This window comes from Streptomyces sp. NPDC030798 (genome assembly GCF_055572275.1).
This window is the reverse complement of record NZ_JBVIDR010000015.1, coordinates 128,084-142,532: the sequence shown is the minus strand read 5'-3', so window position 1 is coordinate 142,532 and position 14,449 is coordinate 128,084. Positions and strand designations below refer to the sequence as shown.

13 protein-coding genes, 1 pseudogene and 1 CRISPR repeat array are annotated in these 14,449 nt (G+C 70.0%); of the genes and pseudogenes, 3 read left to right on the top strand and 11 right to left on the bottom strand.

What is annotated here, in order from left to right; all coding sequences use genetic code 11:
* Window position 1: 1 nt before the first annotated feature.
* Window positions 2-331: a class I SAM-dependent methyltransferase gene (locus ACZ404_RS30130; RefSeq protein WP_468445288.1), complete on the bottom strand. Its 330-nt coding sequence runs from the start codon at window positions 329-331 to the stop codon at window positions 2-4.
* A 302-nt stretch (window positions 332-633) separates the two neighbouring features.
* Between ACZ404_RS30130 and ACZ404_RS30125 the strand changes: the two genes are divergently transcribed.
* Complete coding sequence (locus tag ACZ404_RS30125; protein WP_468445286.1) at window positions 634-786, top strand: DUF6207 family protein; 153 nt, start codon at window positions 634-636, stop codon at window positions 784-786.
* 23 nt (window positions 787-809) lie between these two features.
* Here the strand turns inward: ACZ404_RS30125 and ACZ404_RS30120 are convergent, their stop codons facing one another.
* The 9 genes from ACZ404_RS30120 to cas3 all read right to left on the bottom strand — a co-directional run bounded on the left by ACZ404_RS30120 (window position 810) and on the right by cas3 (window position 11,496).
* Entirely contained in the window at window positions 810-1,289 is a 480-nt protein-coding gene (locus ACZ404_RS30120) for an HNH endonuclease family protein (protein WP_468445284.1), read from the bottom strand.
* A gap of 52 nt (window positions 1,290-1,341) precedes the next feature.
* Window positions 1,342-2,407: direct repeats of the CRISPR family, unit length 29 nt; unit sequence CGGAGCACCCCCGCGTCGGCGGGGAGGAC.
* A 17-nt stretch (window positions 2,408-2,424) separates the two neighbouring features.
* On the bottom strand, window positions 2,425-2,742 hold the full coding sequence (cas2e, locus tag ACZ404_RS30115) for a type I-E CRISPR-associated endoribonuclease Cas2e (protein WP_468445282.1): 318 nt from the start codon (window positions 2,740-2,742) through the stop codon (window positions 2,425-2,427).
* Entirely contained in the window at window positions 2,742-3,668 is a 927-nt protein-coding gene (cas1e, locus tag ACZ404_RS30110) for a type I-E CRISPR-associated endonuclease Cas1e (protein WP_468445280.1), read from the bottom strand. Before cas1e ends, cas2e begins: the two co-directional genes overlap by 1 nt.
* Before the next feature lie 55 nt (window positions 3,669-3,723).
* Window positions 3,724-4,374 carry a type I-E CRISPR-associated protein Cas6/Cse3/CasE gene (gene cas6e, locus ACZ404_RS30105; RefSeq protein ID WP_468445278.1) on the bottom strand — a complete coding sequence of 217 codons (651 nt, stop codon included), beginning with the start codon at window positions 4,372-4,374 and terminating at the stop codon, window positions 3,724-3,726.
* Window positions 4,371-5,135 carry a type I-E CRISPR-associated protein Cas5/CasD gene (cas5e, locus tag ACZ404_RS30100; RefSeq protein WP_468445276.1) on the bottom strand — a complete coding sequence of 255 codons (765 nt, stop codon included), beginning with the start codon at window positions 5,133-5,135 and terminating at the stop codon, window positions 4,371-4,373. Before cas5e ends, cas6e begins: the two co-directional genes overlap by 4 nt.
* Complete coding sequence (cas7e, locus tag ACZ404_RS30095) at window positions 5,132-6,259, bottom strand: type I-E CRISPR-associated protein Cas7/Cse4/CasC (RefSeq protein WP_468445274.1); 1,128 nt, start codon at window positions 6,257-6,259, stop codon at window positions 5,132-5,134. The genes cas5e and cas7e overlap by 4 nt, the downstream gene beginning before the upstream one ends.
* Window positions 6,260-6,895, bottom strand: coding sequence for a type I-E CRISPR-associated protein Cse2/CasB (casB, locus tag ACZ404_RS30090; protein WP_468445272.1), 636 nt, complete (start codon window positions 6,893-6,895; stop codon window positions 6,260-6,262). It lies immediately after the preceding gene.
* A gap of 54 nt (window positions 6,896-6,949) precedes the next feature.
* Window positions 6,950-8,530 (bottom strand): type I-E CRISPR-associated protein Cse1/CasA, encoded by a 1,581-nt coding sequence (gene casA / locus ACZ404_RS30085; protein WP_468445270.1) that lies wholly within the window; start codon window positions 8,528-8,530, stop codon window positions 6,950-6,952.
* A gap of 152 nt (window positions 8,531-8,682) precedes the next feature.
* Window positions 8,683-11,496, bottom strand: a complete 2,814-nt coding sequence (gene cas3 / locus ACZ404_RS30080; protein WP_468445268.1) for a CRISPR-associated helicase Cas3' — start codon at window positions 11,494-11,496, stop codon at window positions 8,683-8,685.
* Window positions 11,497-12,705: 1,209 nt separating this feature from the next.
* Here cas3 and ACZ404_RS30075 point away from each other — a divergent pair.
* Both ACZ404_RS30075 and ACZ404_RS30070 read left to right on the top strand, forming a co-directional pair.
* Window positions 12,706-13,353 carry an IS110 family transposase gene (locus ACZ404_RS30075; protein WP_468445266.1) on the top strand — a complete coding sequence of 216 codons (648 nt, stop codon included), beginning with the start codon at window positions 12,706-12,708 and terminating at the stop codon, window positions 13,351-13,353.
* 175 nt (window positions 13,354-13,528) lie between these two features.
* A pseudogene (locus ACZ404_RS30070) lies at window positions 13,529-13,606 on the top strand (transposase); the annotation flags it as partial.
* A 294-nt stretch (window positions 13,607-13,900) separates the two neighbouring features.
* Here the strand turns inward: ACZ404_RS30070 and ACZ404_RS30065 are convergent.
* A complete protein-coding gene (locus ACZ404_RS30065) occupies window positions 13,901-14,377 on the bottom strand; it encodes a hypothetical protein (protein ID WP_468445264.1) in 477 nt (158 codons plus the stop codon).
* Window positions 14,378-14,449: the final 72 nt, after the last annotated feature.

The following is a 14,449-nucleotide window of genomic DNA, read 5'->3' as shown; positions in this document are numbered from 1 at the left end:
GTCAGGGAGGCAGCGCGTAGCAGCGCAGGACGTCGAGGTCTGCGACGCGGACGACGGACCATGCACTCGTGAGCAGTTCGACTTCCGCGAGGGTGATCCCCGACATCCACCGGTAGACAAGGCGGCAAGTAATGAGGACGTAGGCCGGATCCGGTAGCGCGGTGAGGTCAGTGGTGGTGATGTCCAGGCACCGCCAGGCCGGCCCGGGTGCGGTGCAGGTGTCCTGGGCAGCCGCGATGGCGACCGCGCTGGGTGAGCAGTCGACGCCGGCCGTGCGGTATCCGAGCTCGTGGTGGAGGTAGCGGGCCAGAGCGCCTGCGCCGCTGCGCATGTCCAGAGCGGGGCGGCCACGCCCCGGGCCGGGGTACTCGTTCATCAGCCACCGCTCGGCTTCGCACAGGGGCGGCCTTCGGCCCAGCAAGGCTCCCAGTAGGCGACGTTCGCGGTGGACGCGGTGGTGGCCACGGTTGGGGCGCTTCAGGTGATGTCGACCTGTGGTGACGGTGCTGCTGCGCCGGGCAGGCAAACCTTCTGCCGCACGGCAGAATCACGTAACCGCAGGAGCCCGTCTTGAGAAGGCGTGGATGCGATCAACGAAGCGTACATGTCCAAGCCGGTCTGGCCATCGTGGACATGGCAGCCGCCGACGATCAGACCGTCTTCACCTTCCAGCAAGCACTCGCGTCATTGTTGGCGACCGCCTCGGTAGAACGCACCACGCGTGATGCCGGCGAGCCCGGCGTACGGTTGCGCTGCTACCCGGGCATGCGCCAGGCACCGAACTGAACGCGTCGGCCGGGCCGACTGCTCTATCGGGCGAGGGTCACGGTGATGGGCGTGTCGGAGCACTGGCCGAGCTGGTCGGCTAGGGCGTCGCGTTCGGTGGCGTCGACGGTCAGGCCCCAGCGGGTTTTGTCGGCCACCCAGTCGGTGACGTACTGGCAGCGGTAGCTGGTGGCCGGGGGCAGCCAGGTCGCGGGGTCCTGGTCCGCCTTCGAGCGGTTCGACGCCGCCGACACCGCGATCAGCGCTCGTGCGTCCCCGAGGTCGTTGGCATAGGCCTCCCGTTCCTTCGCGGTCCAGGCGTAGGCGCCGGAGTCCCAGGCCTCGGCAAGCGGGACCAGGTGGTCGATGTCCAGCCCGCGCGCGCCGTTGATGTACCGGTCGTCGTACGGGCTGTACCACTCCCCACCGGTCAAGGCGCAGCGCGGGCCCTGTGCGGGCGTGATGACCGCTTCGGCCTTCAACACCTCGGCCCGGGTGTTGCAACCGTCCTTATCGGCGTCCACCCAATGCTTGAACTTGCTGCGCTCGTAGGCGCGTCTGGATCTCCTCCATGACCGGAGCACCCCCGCGTCGGCGGGGAGGACGTCTCGGGCGTCGTCGGACCGTCCACGACCTCCGGAGCACCCCCGCGTCGGCGGGGAGGACGAAGCGGCGGCCGCCGCCGTGAGCGACGACGACGGAGCACCCCCGCGTCGGCGGGGAGGACGACAAGCTGGCGCCGATGGGGGAGCCGGGCAGCGGAGCACCCCCGCGTCGGCGGGGAGGACGATGCGGTCCTGGACGTACCGGGGTACGGCACCGGAGCACCCCCGCGTCGGCGGGGAGGACTGCTGCCGGTCGCGCAGGACATCGGGACGGTCCGGAGCACCCCCGCGTCGGCGGGGAGGACAAGGTGGGCGGCCGGACGGTGTCCGTGTCGAACGGAGCACCCCCGCGTCGGCGGGGAGGACCAGAGCCTCAGCCTGCTCGCCCAGTTCTACGACGGAGCACCCCCGCGTCGGCGGGGAGGACGCCTGCGGCAGGTCGGTGCCCACTCGCCGGATCGGAGCACCCCCGCGTCGGCGGGGAGGACGCCTGCGGCAGGTCGGTGCCCACTCGCCGGATCGGAGCACCCCCGCGTCGGCGGGGAGGACTCCGGGATCCCGGCCGGGACCGAGCGGGTGTACGGAGCACCCCCGCGTCGGCGGGGAGGACTGGCAGGTCGGCTACGCGATGCCGCCGTGGGACGGAGCACCCCCGCGTCGGCGGGGAGGACTGATCGGCGTCCTCCTCCCCGTCATCATCATGCGGAGCACCCCCGCGTCGGCGGGGAGGACTCCCGCGCGCTATTACCGCCCCCGCCCGAGGGCGGAGCACCCCCGCGTCGGCGGGGAGGACGCCGGCGGTGGCGTGGCTGGGCTGAAGGCCGCCGGAGCACCCCCGCGTCGGCGGGGAGGACGAAGTTCACCGAGGAGCAGGCGCGGGAGATGGCGGAGCACCCCCGCGTCGGCGTGGAGGACTGGGGGGACCGTGCGGTTGGCGACATCACAACCGGAGCACCCCCGCGTCGGCGGGGAGGACGTATCCAAGGACACCCGCGCCCACTGGCCCGACGGAGCACCCCCGCGTCGGCGGGGAGGACACTTCCTGACCTGCGACTTAGGAGTCGCTTTGCAATTTCTTTGCCGTCGGTGGTCCTGCCATGCGAATGAGGGTAAGTCCTTCGAAGTCGATGGGCACGCGACGGCGGGTGCCCGCGGTGCGCAGAGCGTAGCCCTGTTCGGTGGGGGCAGGGTGGATAAGGAGAGCGGCGCCATCAGCAACGGTTTCGGTGACGGCGCCGCAGAGTTCGTCGCGTACGCGAGCGGAGACGCTGCCGACGAAGATGCCCGGAACTACTTCGCTGGTCCAGCGGCTGAGCGCGCCGCGCAGGTGGTCAGGGACAGCAGTGGTGGCGATAGCGACCATGGACGGCATTAGTTGTCGCTTTCGGGGGCGTAGTTGACGCCTGCGGGCAGGATGCCGACTTGGGGGTCCCAGAGGTGAACCATGTCGCTGTCTCGGCGTTCGAAGCGGTCTTCCGGTTCCGCGCCGGCAGTGAGCAGTGTCTGGATGTCGTTGACGATGCGGGGCAGGAGGCGCAGGAGGCGGAGTTCTTCTCGGAAGCGGCGGCGTGCTTCTTGTTCGGGGTTGGGGGATTGGTGGAGGGCGAAGGCGACGGGGAGGGTGGTGTCGACTTTGTATATGTCGGCGATGTCGTAGACGAAGGCGTGCTGGGTGCCTGTGTGGACGAAGCCGAGCGCGGGGGAGCAGCCCAGGGCGAGCAGGGCGGCGTGGACGATGCCGTAGAGGCAGGTGTTGGCTGCCGACAGAGCGAGGTTGACGGGGCCCTGGGCGTGCCATTGGTCGGGGTGGTAGTTGCGGCGGAAGCGGCCGATGCCGTGTTGTTGGGCAAGGAGGCGGTAGAGGGCTTTCATCCGCTGGCCTTCCATGCCGCGCAGCTGGGCAAGTGTCGTGCCGTGGGGTACTTCGTCGTTGAAGCGCATGGCGTACATGCGGGTGGCAACTTCGAGGCGGCGCTCGGTGTCGGTCCAGGCGGCGACTTGTTGTTCGAGCCAGTGGGTGGTGAGGGAGTCGGGCAGGATGTCGGCGTAGGTGCGGACGACGCCGGCGCCGGTGCATACGACGCTGGTGCCGTGACGGGCGAGGGTCGCCAGGGCTGGGGTGGTGATGGAGACACCGGGGCCAGCAGGAGACAGGGACAGGGCTGCAGTGGGGATGTATACGGTGTCGGTGCCGCGGTCCTGGGTCGGGATCTGGGCGCATACGCCGGTGTCGTCTTGGACGATGCGGACCATGTCTATGTAGAGGAAGGACAGGGAGTCCGCGACGCGGGGCAGCATGGCCAGGGTGGGGGCGGCGAGGCGTTGCGTGCGTCGCCGCTCCTTCTGGGTGCGCTCACGTGGTGCTGGCCGGGGCGAGGCTGAGGAGGCCGGCGCCGTAGGCCTTGCCGCGTCCGATGCCCGTGAGGATGGCTTGGGTGAGGGCGTCGGGGTCGGTGATGGTGGCGGTGCCGTCGTAGCGGATCAGGCTGTGGCGCATGGGTGGGGTGTCGGCGCCGCGTGGCCGTGCTGCGGCGAGGTTGGTGGGGGTGAGAACGTGGAGTTGGAGCCCGGCGTCAGCTGCGCGCTGTATCCACCACTGGTCGGCATCGGGCCCGGACAGCGGGATGATCCGGCCGCGCTGGCCCTTGTTCTCGAGCGGTAGGCGTTCTCGTTTGACGGGGTTGAGGACGACCCGGTAGCTGACCGGCAGGCCTTTACGCAGGGCGGTGAACATGGGTGTGAGGTCTTTGAGGTCGGCGTGGCCGTAGTCGGCGGGCAGCCGGGAGGGGTTGAGGGTGTTGCCTTGGATGAGGAGGGTGCTGGCTGTGGTGGTTTCGTCGACGCGGTAGAGGAGGCCGGCGGTGCGGCGGGGGGAGTCGCCGAGGTTGTCGGGGGCGAGGCGCATGACGGTGCGGTGCATCTGGGTGGCGTCGCGCAGGTCGCGTTGGACGGTGCGGTTGTAGGGGTTGAGACGGATGCGGGCGATCAGCGCGGTGGGGCTCATGCGGCGTCCTCCAGGCAGTAGGCGATCAGCTGGTTGGTCAGCTGGCGGCTGGGGCAGGCCAGGGTGTGGGCGAGGTGGTGCTCCACGCGGTAGATGCGGCGGGTGCGGTGGCTGCGTCGGTGCGGGGCGAAGCTGACCGGATAGTCGTTGGCGGTCAGGATGTCCACCTCGGTGTCCGGCACGAGGGTGGGGGCCTGCTCGTACAGGAAGGTGACCGGGACCGTCTCGGATGCGGGGTGGGCGGGTTCGCGGCTGAGCGGTACGCGGTGGAGCAGTTCGTCGACAGGGTCGGTGACGTGGGCGCGCAGCAGGAACGGCTCGTCGGGGACGCAGGAGCGGCGTCCGAGGTAGGGCGCCCAGTGCGGGTGTTGCAGGGCGTGGGCGATGCGCTCGGTGTCGTTTTCGGGGCCGGTGACGGCGATGGTGAACACGGCGTCGGCCAGGTAGTGGCGGCGGGTGATGACGGCGGCGCCCTTGTTGCTGCCGCCGCTGGTGGCCGGGGTCTGTGCTTTGGGGAAGCCGCCGCCGGCGGTGTGGTAGTCGACCAGGAGGACGCCGGGCCGGTCCACCCGCACGGTGAACTGGAGTCGGTCGTAGGCGTCAAGACGGTCGTCGTTGCGGGCGTGACCCTCGGCTGCGGCAAGGATGCCGGTCAGTGCGGAGCGGGTGGGGAAGGGGGCGCTGTCGCGGACGGGGGTGAACGCGGAGCGCTCACCCCAGGACTGCAGCGGGCCGGCCATGCGGAGCAGCAGACCGCTCACTGCTGCGCTCCCGTCTGGGGCAGGGCTGCCTCCACGGCGGCCTCGATCAGCTGGTCGAAGGAGTCGTGGGGGGAGCCGAGCCCGGTGAGCTGCTCGTCGGGTGCGATGGTGGCGTGGCCGTGGAAGGGGCGGTGGCGGGCGCCGGTGAGCCGGTTGATGTTCGCCGTGTAGGAGGCGAGGGCGTGCCGGGACGGCCTGGCGTATCCACCGGTGGTGTCCGCGGTTACCGGTGTCTCGAAGGCGGCGGCGAGGGATAGGGGGCGGTGCTGGCGCACGGCCAGGTAGGCCAGGTCGGGCAGGGTGTGGGGGGCGGTGCTGTTCTTCTTGGCCTGCGGCAGCGACATCACGAAGTGCTCGGCGAACGAGGCCAGCACGGTGCGGGCCGCCTTCTGGTCGCCCTCGAGGTTGTTGACCAGGTCGGCGACGTTGACGGTGGCGTACCGGTAGAAGACGCCGGAGCTGAACTCTGCCGTGTCCAGGTGTCCGCTGCCGGTCTCGGCTTCCCCGAGCCAATCGTCGACGGCAGTGAAGTAGTCGCGCTGCGGCTCGCTTGCGTGGGTGGTGAAGGCGTGCGCGACCTGGGCCGCGCCGTCGACGTTGGCGTCGGGCAGCTCGGCCAGCATCCGGCCCAGCAGGCTGATGGAGGCGGTGCGCCGCTTGAGGATCTCCTCGATCCGGGCCGGCGGCAGCAGCTGCCCCGGGTTCTTCTTGCCCTTGGCCTTGTCCAGCTCACTGCGGTGTTCCTCGCACACGGCGGCGAGCTCGTCGATGGCGGCCTCGGGCAGGAACAGCAGCACGGAGGTGTGGCCGGCCTTCTCCGTGCCGATGCCCTTCTTTCCGGCGCTCGCGGCGACCTGGGCCCCGGCGAACGCGGCCAGCTCTTCGTCCCAGCCCGCCCGCTGGAGGGCCTGGCGGACCTTCACCGGGACCATGCGGGTGCGGGCGGCCCGCTCACCGAGGTCCCGCTCGACGCCCTGGCGGATGACGCGCTTCCAGGACTGGCTGGAGACGCGGATCCGGGAGGTGCCGCCGTACAGGACCTGCTTGGGCGAGCCGAGGTCGTCGCGGTTGAGGTTGGCAGCCGGCAGCGACTGCAGGCACGACAGGTCGAGATACAGGGACACTTAGTTCTCCTCGGTCAGACGAAACGGGCCGGCAGGCATGTCCTGCTCAGGGTCGGGGGCGGTGGTGCGGAAGTAGGCCTCCAGCCAGCGGGTGGCGATCCGGTCGCGGTCGCGGTTCCACCAGGCGAGGTCCTCCAGCAGCACCGCCCAGTCCACGGCCAGACCGCCGGTGAGCAGGTGCCGGGTCAGTGCCGGCAGCCGGGGATGGATGGCACTACTGCTCTGCCGGGCCATCAGGTGCAGATCGCCCTCGGCGGAGTCCGGTTTGATGACCTGCTTGTTGACCGCTGCGGCGAGCGAGGCGCCGAGGTTGGCACGCTGGTACCACTGCGCATGCGGCTGCCCGCCGGCGACGTGGGTGTCGGCTTCGCGGGCGGCACGCGGGCGCGCGGCGATCAGCGCGGCCACCGCGTAGTGGGCGCGGCGGGCATCGGGATGCATCCGCTCGGGCAGCCGCGGCACGAGGTAGCGGTGCAGGTAGTTGCAGCGCTCGACCGGCAGGCCGAGCCCGGTGCGCAGGTCCGACTGTGTCTTTTTGACCTTGCACAGGGTGAGGACGTAGGTGACGAAGGCGTCCGAGGCCCGCTCGGAGCCGTTCTTCGGCGGCGCGCCGGCCGCCGATACCTGATCAGACATAGGCGTATCCCTGGAGAAGGGGGCGGGTGGTGAAAGGAGAGTGGGGTGACGGGGTCAGGCAGCGGTGGGTGCCTGCAGCAAGCCGCGGAGGATGGCCCGGGCCCGGCTGCGGGCGCGCGCCACGCGGATGTCCGCCCGGTTCGCCGTGCCGATCGCTGCGTCGAGGGCGGCAAGAGCAGCGGTCACGAACGGCGGCTGCGGCCACACGCTCGCATCGCCCGCATGGACCAGCCGCCAGAACTCCCGCTCGGCCGCCGCCCAGTACCGGGCGGCGGCCGCGGCCGCCCACGGTCCCGGCTTGCGCTGGTCGATCTTCACCTTGCCGGAGGCGTCAGCGTTCACGTCCGTGGCAAGCTTCCAGGCGACCTTCGCTGCGAACTGCAGCCGGTCACCGGCGTCTTCCGCAGCCCGGTGGCAGCGCTCCACGTGCGCCGCCATCTCCGGGTCCGCCTCCTGCTGCCACTGCAGGACCGGCGGAGTGGTCGCCTGGAACCAGCCGCTGTCCTTTTGCTGCCCGTCCTGGTCGAAGCCGTAGGCCCGCACCCGCAGCCGGCCCCGCAAGCCGTCGGGGAGAGCGTCCAGAGCACGGGGCCGCTGGGCGTCCTGCGCGCTGTCCATCAGCAGCAGCGCATCCACGTCCCGCCACAGCGCGCGCGAGGCGTCCGCCTCCCGCGCCTGCAGGCCGCCGTCCCGGCGCCGGTCCAGCACGACGAACGGATCCCGCGCCTCGTGGGGAGCGTCGTGCGTGGACCACGTGAGGTAGGCGTCGGTCACCTCCCGGCGGTCCGCGGACGGCACCAGTAAAGCGGCGTGGCGGAAACGGCCAGTCAGCATCCGCCGCGGCCACGACAGGGAAGGAACCGGGCCCAGGGGGTCGGGCAGGTCCTCCTCCCAGGGGCAGGCGTCCGCCGCATCGGGCTCATGGTCACCCGGGCGCGGTACGGCCAGCACCAGCGTGGTGAACAGATCCGGCGCCCATGGAAAGTAGGAGATCGACTTGCGCAGCGGACCCGCATCCCCGCTGCCCGCCCGCACCTGGGTGATCCGCCGCGGCGTGCACTGGCCCGACGGGCCGAAGTACAACTGCGCGATCAGATGCCAGACTGCTTCCGCCGCCGCGACGGGCACGGGGTCGGCGTCGGTGAAGTGCCCGAACAGCACCGCCCCGTTCACCCCGGTCGGCCGACCGAGCACAAGCTTGTTCACCCCCGACGGGTTCGGCCGTCCCTGCCCGTCGACACACTCCGCGGCCAGCCGGGGATCCTGCAGAAACGGCCGCTCGGCGTCGAACAGGTCGAACCGGCCCGCCGGAACCTCTTCGTCGAAATAGGCGTCGACCTGGTCCGGATCGAACCGGCCCGCGCCCAGGACCGCCCGCCGCAGGGCGTACCACTGGGCGATCTCCTCCGCGGTGTCCTCGTCGTCCAGCCGGACACCGGCGTGGTGCGCGATCCGTGTCGTCATCGCCGCGAGGATCCGCATCAGCCCCGATGCCGCCGGCGCGACCGGCAATTCAAGATCTTCGATCTTATGCGCCCGCCGGAACAAGCCCCGGAAACCGACCCGGACCGACTCCCCCGACACCAGCCGGACCGGGACCCACGGCTCATCCCGCAGGTCAAAGCCCCCACCCATCAGGCCCCCTCGCCATGAAGTCGCCATGCAGGCATGACAGTTCACCCACAACCGGAACGTGTCCGGTCAGGCTGTGACATTGAAGCAGGCAGCACTGACAACGGGGCCGCAAGCCGGGAAATCCGCCTCTTGACCTGTGGGTCTGGCGGCTGTCACTGCCGGACGAGGCCCAGTTCCGTGTCCAGGCGCAGCGTCTTCTTGCCCACCTGTACGGCCTGTGCCAGCCCGTCCACCATGGGCTGGCACAGGATGCGGACCTCGCCCAGCATGGGGTGCTCCGCCCAGGAGGCCGGCGGCTGGTGGGCGTCCGCTTCGGCACCGGTGAACCAGTCGGCGCGGACCGGGATCGTGCGCCGCATCACGCGACGTACATCGGAGGCCGTCGGCTCGGCTTCCCCCGCGGGAAGGTCTTCGTGGCCGGCCGCATCCAGCGTCACGCGTCCGTCCAGCTGCTGGTGGACGCAGAGCAGGCGCACCGAGTCGGCGCCCAGGCGGGTAGCGGCCTCCCACTCGTCCTCGGCGCCTTCCAGGTGATGCATCTCGTGCAGTTCCCACAGGCTGCGTGCCCGCGGCACGACCACGACGTCCGCCATACCGCGCGCCGCCATCTCCCCACCCCGGTATGCGCTCCAGGCGGCCGACTTCGCCGGATCGTTCCAGTCGAAGCGGTCGGCCCGATCGCCATGCACCCGCTCCACCAGCTGCTGGACGTCGCCGGGAATGGCGATCGTTTGCCCGTCGAGCTCGGCCGTCACCTCGGCAGTCTCGATCAGCAGGTGCTCGGCGTAGACCTCGCCCCACTGCACGGGCACCTTCCCTGCGCCGGCCAGCGGGTCAAGCACGACCAGCCGCGGGGCATCGGCCCAGCCCGGCCGGCCACGCCCGCCGGGGTAACCGTGCTGGGTCCACCAGTTCTCGTGCCGCCAGCACCGGCCCGCCCGCTGCAACAGCAGCGCCAGCGGCGCCAGATCGCTGATGACGAGGTCCGCGTCCAGGTCCAGGGACTGCTCCACCACCTGCGTCGCCACGACGATCCGCCGGGCCGGTCGCGGCCCGCCGCGGCCCATCCCGCCGGTCACCAGCGCCGTCCGCTCCTCGCGCACATCCCCCGGGAAACGGGCGTGCACCAGCAGCAACTCCTCGCCAGCCAGCGACCGGTAGCGCTCCTGCAGCCGGAGATAGGTCTGCTGGGCTTCGCCGACCGTATTGCACACCACCAGAGCGCAGCCGCCCTCGCCCACCGCGACCGGCTCCAGCAGCCGTTCGATCACCGCCAGCCGACCCCCTGCCCCGGCCGTCGCGCTATGCGATACAGGCTCGACGCGAATCTGCAGGTCCATGCTGCGTACAGCAGCCTGCTCCCGCTGCCGCGCTTGGGACATCGGTGTGCTGGCGCCGGTGTCGGCGTCCACGTACAGCCAGCCCGGATAAGGCGCCTGGAACTGCCGCTTCTTCAGCTCGGAGGCCTTCATGCCGGCGCCCCGCAGGTACTCCTTGATCAGGCGGTCGCTCACCGACACCGGAAGCGTCGCCGACAACAGCACCACCGGCACCCCGAACGTCCCCAGCCAGTTCAGCAGCCGCCCCAGCAGCACCTGCATGTACGGGTCGTACGCGTGCGCCTCATCGACGATGAAGGCCTTGCCCGACAGCCCGAGCAGCCGCAGAGCGTTGTGCCGCACCGGCAGCACCGACATCAGCGCCTGGTCCACGGTGCCGACCGCGAACTGCGCCAGCAGTGCCCGCTTCATCCCCCGCAGCCAGCGCCGTGGCCGCAGATCGGCCTCCGCCCGCGCCGCACCCGGCCCCTCGTCCGCATCGCAGACCAGAACCCCGTCCCCGCCGTAGAGTTCGTCGTCCGCGTAGGCGGTGTTCAGCCAGGCCATGCTGTGCAGCAGCGTCAACCCGGCCCCGTCCGCTGCCTGCCGCCGCAGCGAGGCGGCCACCCGGCCATACATCTGATCACTGGTGGCCATGGTCGGCAGCACAAACGCGTAACCCCGCGTATGGAAGACCTGCGACAGCGCCCGCACCGCCTCCAGCGCCGTCTCGCTCTTGCCATCCCCCGGAGCAGCCGTGACCAGCATGATCCCGCCCTTGCGGCCGCCCTTCGCAGCAGCCGGGAGCTCCTCCATCACCGACCGCTGCAACGGATTGGGATCACCATCGATCCCATAGGACTGCGAAAAGCCCGGATACGCCAGCTCCACCGGCTCCAGCCCCGCCTCCCGCAGCACAGCGGGCGCATCGGCCTGCGAGCGGCGTAAGTGCTCCTCCAGCGAGCCCTCCAACGCCCGCTGCCGGCCCCTGACGTAGTCCGCCTGGCTCACGAGCCAGTCCGCCAGGATCACTACCCCAGTGACCAGCACAGCTACACCCGCACCGAAAGCGTCCGGAACCTTCGGCTCCCCCAGCAGGCGATGCACCGCCTGCCCGTGCAGGCACCGCTGCACGGCCCACGTCCGGCCTCCCAGCCGCTCCTGCACCGCCCACTGCCCATTGCGGCGGTAGTCATTGCGGTGAAAACGACCGTGGTGACCGCCGATGATCTCCGCGATCCGCCGCACCGCAGACCCCTCACCGGCATCCGCGAACCCGAGAGCCTCAAGGACAGCGGACGCGGCCTGCATACCGGCGACGTCATGACCGACCCGCTCAACGCCGATCTTCCCCACGTCCGTCAGGAACGCCTCGCTCAGATGCGCCTTGCCGTGCCGGGAGCAGAACTGGAACCCCGAGATTTTCCCGATGTCATGCAGGCCAGCACACAACGCCACAACACCACGGGCCTGCTCAAGCGAACACCCCAAACCGCTTACGACAGCGCGCCGCTGGTTCGCCGACAGATACACATCCCACAGGTGCTGGGCCATCGCCGCCGCATCCAGCAGATGCCGCACCAACGGATACGGCGGACCATCCCCGTCCAGCCCCCGCGACTTCCCCCACGCCGACTCATCCAGCACCGGCCACGCTCCCCCACCCCAACCGAACAGGCCCCCCACCGACGCCGACGATTCAAACACCCGCCACCGACAACGCCCGCCGCCCCGTCTCAGTCCCGCCAGCGTCCGGGCCCGACGCATCCAGCTACCAGCCCCCCCGCTGCGTCAGAAGCGAACCACCGCCTCGAACAAGGCTCTACTCTCATCACATGACCGCAGTCACCGAAGTAAACGACACGCAAAGCCACCACTGAACCCCAGGTCAGAAAGTGTCCTCCCCGCCGACGCGGGGGTGCTCCGCCGTTCGACTGGGACTCCCCCGGCTACCACCAGTCCTCCCCGCCGACGCGGGGGTGCTCCGGCCGCCGACCGCCCGCTGTACGCCCTCCCCGGGTCCTCCCGCCGACACGGGGGTGCTCCGTCTGGGACGCTACGGGCGAGACGTCAAGCCGAGTCCTCCCCGCCGACACGGGGGTGCTCCGTCGGCGTTGGCGAACTTGGAGATGAAGACGTCGTCCTCCCCGCCGACGCGGGGGTGCTCCGCACCCGTGGCCGGGATGATCGTGGAGGACTCCGTCCTCCCCGCCGACGCGGGGGTGTTCCGCAGGCCGAACTCGAAGAACAGGACGAGTCCACGTCCTCCCCGCCGACGTGGGGGTGTTCCGTAGGCGTACGCCGTGTACACCGACCCTGCCGTGTCCTCCCCGCCGACGTGGGGGTGTTCCATCGGCTGGACCGTGGCGCAGGTGGTCGGTGAAATCTCCCCAAAGACGCGGGGGTGCTCCGTCGGGGCGTACTCCACGACGGCCCGACCGGAGTCCTCCCTGGCGACGCGGGGGTGATCCGGCCCGCGGAAATCCCCCGACCGCGCCGAGTCTTCCCCGCTGACGCGGGGGTGCTCCGCGTTCGATGACGGTTCTCCCGGCCGTCGCCATGTCCTCCCCGCCCACGCGGGGGTGCTTCACAGTTCTGGCGCAGCTCGCCGCCGAGGACGGCGTCTTCCCCCCGTTACCGTTCTCGTGGCTCCGCAATGGGGCCTCCGGCCTTCGGGCCCGGCATGACTTCCCCCCTTGTTGTTGATGAGCCGGGGGGTGGTGTCACCGGTTCCGGAGGTATCGACGGACCGCTGATGAGGGGCTTGAGTCGGGCCGGAATAGCTCTCCGTAACGTGGGTGTGGTAGCTCGGTGCCGAGGCAAGGCCGGACGAAAGCGTGATGGAGGGGCCTGCACGTGATCGACACCAGCGACATCGACGTCTTCCTCGGCCTGGACGTCGGCAAGGGCGAACGCCACGCCACCGCCGTCACCCCGGCCGGGAAGAAGGCGTTCGACAAGCGCCTGCCCAACACGGAACCAAGCTCCGCGAACTGTTCGCGAAACTCCAGGCCAAGCACGGAACTGTGCTGGTCGTGGTCGACCGATCGGGGCCCTGCCACTGGCGTTCGCGAGAGACATGGGCTGCCCGATCGCCTATCTGCCGGGGCTGGCGATGCGGCGGATCGCGGACCTCTACCCAGGCGAGGGAAGACAGACGCGAAGGACGCGTTCATCATCGCCGACGCGGCCCGCGCGATGCCGCACATGCTGCGGGCAATCGACGGCGAGGACAAGACCGTTGCCGAGCTGGAGATGATCGTCGGCTTCGACGACGACCTATCCGGCGAGGCAACCCGGGTCGCCAATCGGCTGCACGGCCTGCTCACTCAGATTCATCCGTCGCTGGAACGCGTGCTGGGACCGCGGTTGCAGTACCCAGCCGTCCTTGCGCTATTGGAGCGTTTCGGGTCTCCGACCCAGATCCGCAAGGCCGGCCGACGGCGGCTGGTCACCCTCCTGCGGCCGAAGGCCCCGCGGATGGCCGAGCGGCTGGTCGAGTAGATCTTTGCCGCGCTGGACGAACAGACCGTCACCGTCACGGGCACCGATGCGACCGCGCTGATCGTCCCGAGCCTCGCCGCCTCACTGACGGCCGTCCTTGACCAGCGCAGACTGCTGGCCGGGCGGATCGAAGAACTGCTGGAGGCCCACCCTCTTTTCTAAAGTCCTGACGTCAATGCCCGGTATCGGCGTCAGGACCGGAGCGCGAATCCTGATCGAGGTCGGCGACGGCAGCACCTTCCCGACGGCCGGCCATCTCGCCGCCTACGCGGGTCTCGCCCCAGCGACCCGGAGCTCGGGCTCCTCCATTCGCGGCGACAGCCCTCCAGACGAGGAAACAAGCAGCTCAAACGGGCCTTGTTCCTCTCTGCGTTCGCCGCCCTGGGTGACCCAGCGTCCAGGGACTACTACGACAAGAAGATCGCGCAGGGCAAGCACCACACCCAAGCCCTGCTCTGCCTCGCCAGACGCAGGGCCGACGTTCTCTTCGCAATGCTCCGCGACGGAACCTTCTAGGAACCGCAGCCGTCTGCCTCAGCCACCTGGCCTACGGGTCTGCGAGGAGAACGACTCGATCGGCCTCGACATCAAAGCCGAGCACTGGATGGCCATAGTGGCCTTCCGGGTCCATCAGCACGGGCTTGTTCAGCCGCCTTCCGATCTCTCGCAGGAAGCCGCAGAACACATCAAGTCGATCCTGGCCCTGCAGCTCCCGCAGGTCGACGTCGAAGTCGACTTCGTCGTCGGCATAGAACCGGAAGATCGCCAGCACATCGGCAGTCGGCCAGACCCGCAGGTTCGGGCACTCGGCGTCCGCCGGCCGGCCCAGCACGACCTCCGCCCGAGGAACCGGAAGCACCGTCTCTCCCTCGGAGTACTGGCACTTCCAGCCCTTCTCCACGACAAGATCGAGGACCGCCTGCCAGTCTTGCACCGAGGCATCCGGGACACGCATGTCCGGCAATGACCCCATCAAGTCCGGGTCGAAGAAGGAACTCACGTCATCCCACAGCAAATCAGCCACCCCGCTATACTGCCCGGCTCCCCCGGCCCAACGCACCCCCGTTTCCCTTGACCAAAGGCATAGGGTCACCCC

Coding starts and splice junctions, on each gene's coding strand:
- ACZ404_RS30130 (WP_468445288.1), bottom strand. CDS start 331: ATGCGCAGCGGCGCAGGCGCTCTGGCCCGCTACCTCCACCACGAGCTC.
- ACZ404_RS30125 (WP_468445286.1), top strand. CDS start 634: ATGGCAGCCGCCGACGATCAGACCGTCTTCACCTTCCAGCAAGCACTC.
- cas2e (WP_468445282.1), bottom strand. CDS start 2,742: ATGCCGTCCATGGTCGCTATCGCCACCACTGCTGTCCCTGACCACCTG.
- cas1e (WP_468445280.1), bottom strand. CDS start 3,668: ATGCTGCCCCGCGTCGCGGACTCCCTGTCCTTCCTCTACATAGACATG.
- cas6e (WP_468445278.1), bottom strand. CDS start 4,374: ATGAGCCCCACCGCGCTGATCGCCCGCATCCGTCTCAACCCCTACAAC.
- casB (WP_468445272.1), bottom strand. CDS start 6,895: ATGTCTGATCAGGTATCGGCGGCCGGCGCGCCGCCGAAGAACGGCTCC.
- casA (WP_468445270.1), bottom strand. CDS start 8,530: ATGGGTGGGGGCTTTGACCTGCGGGATGAGCCGTGGGTCCCGGTCCGG.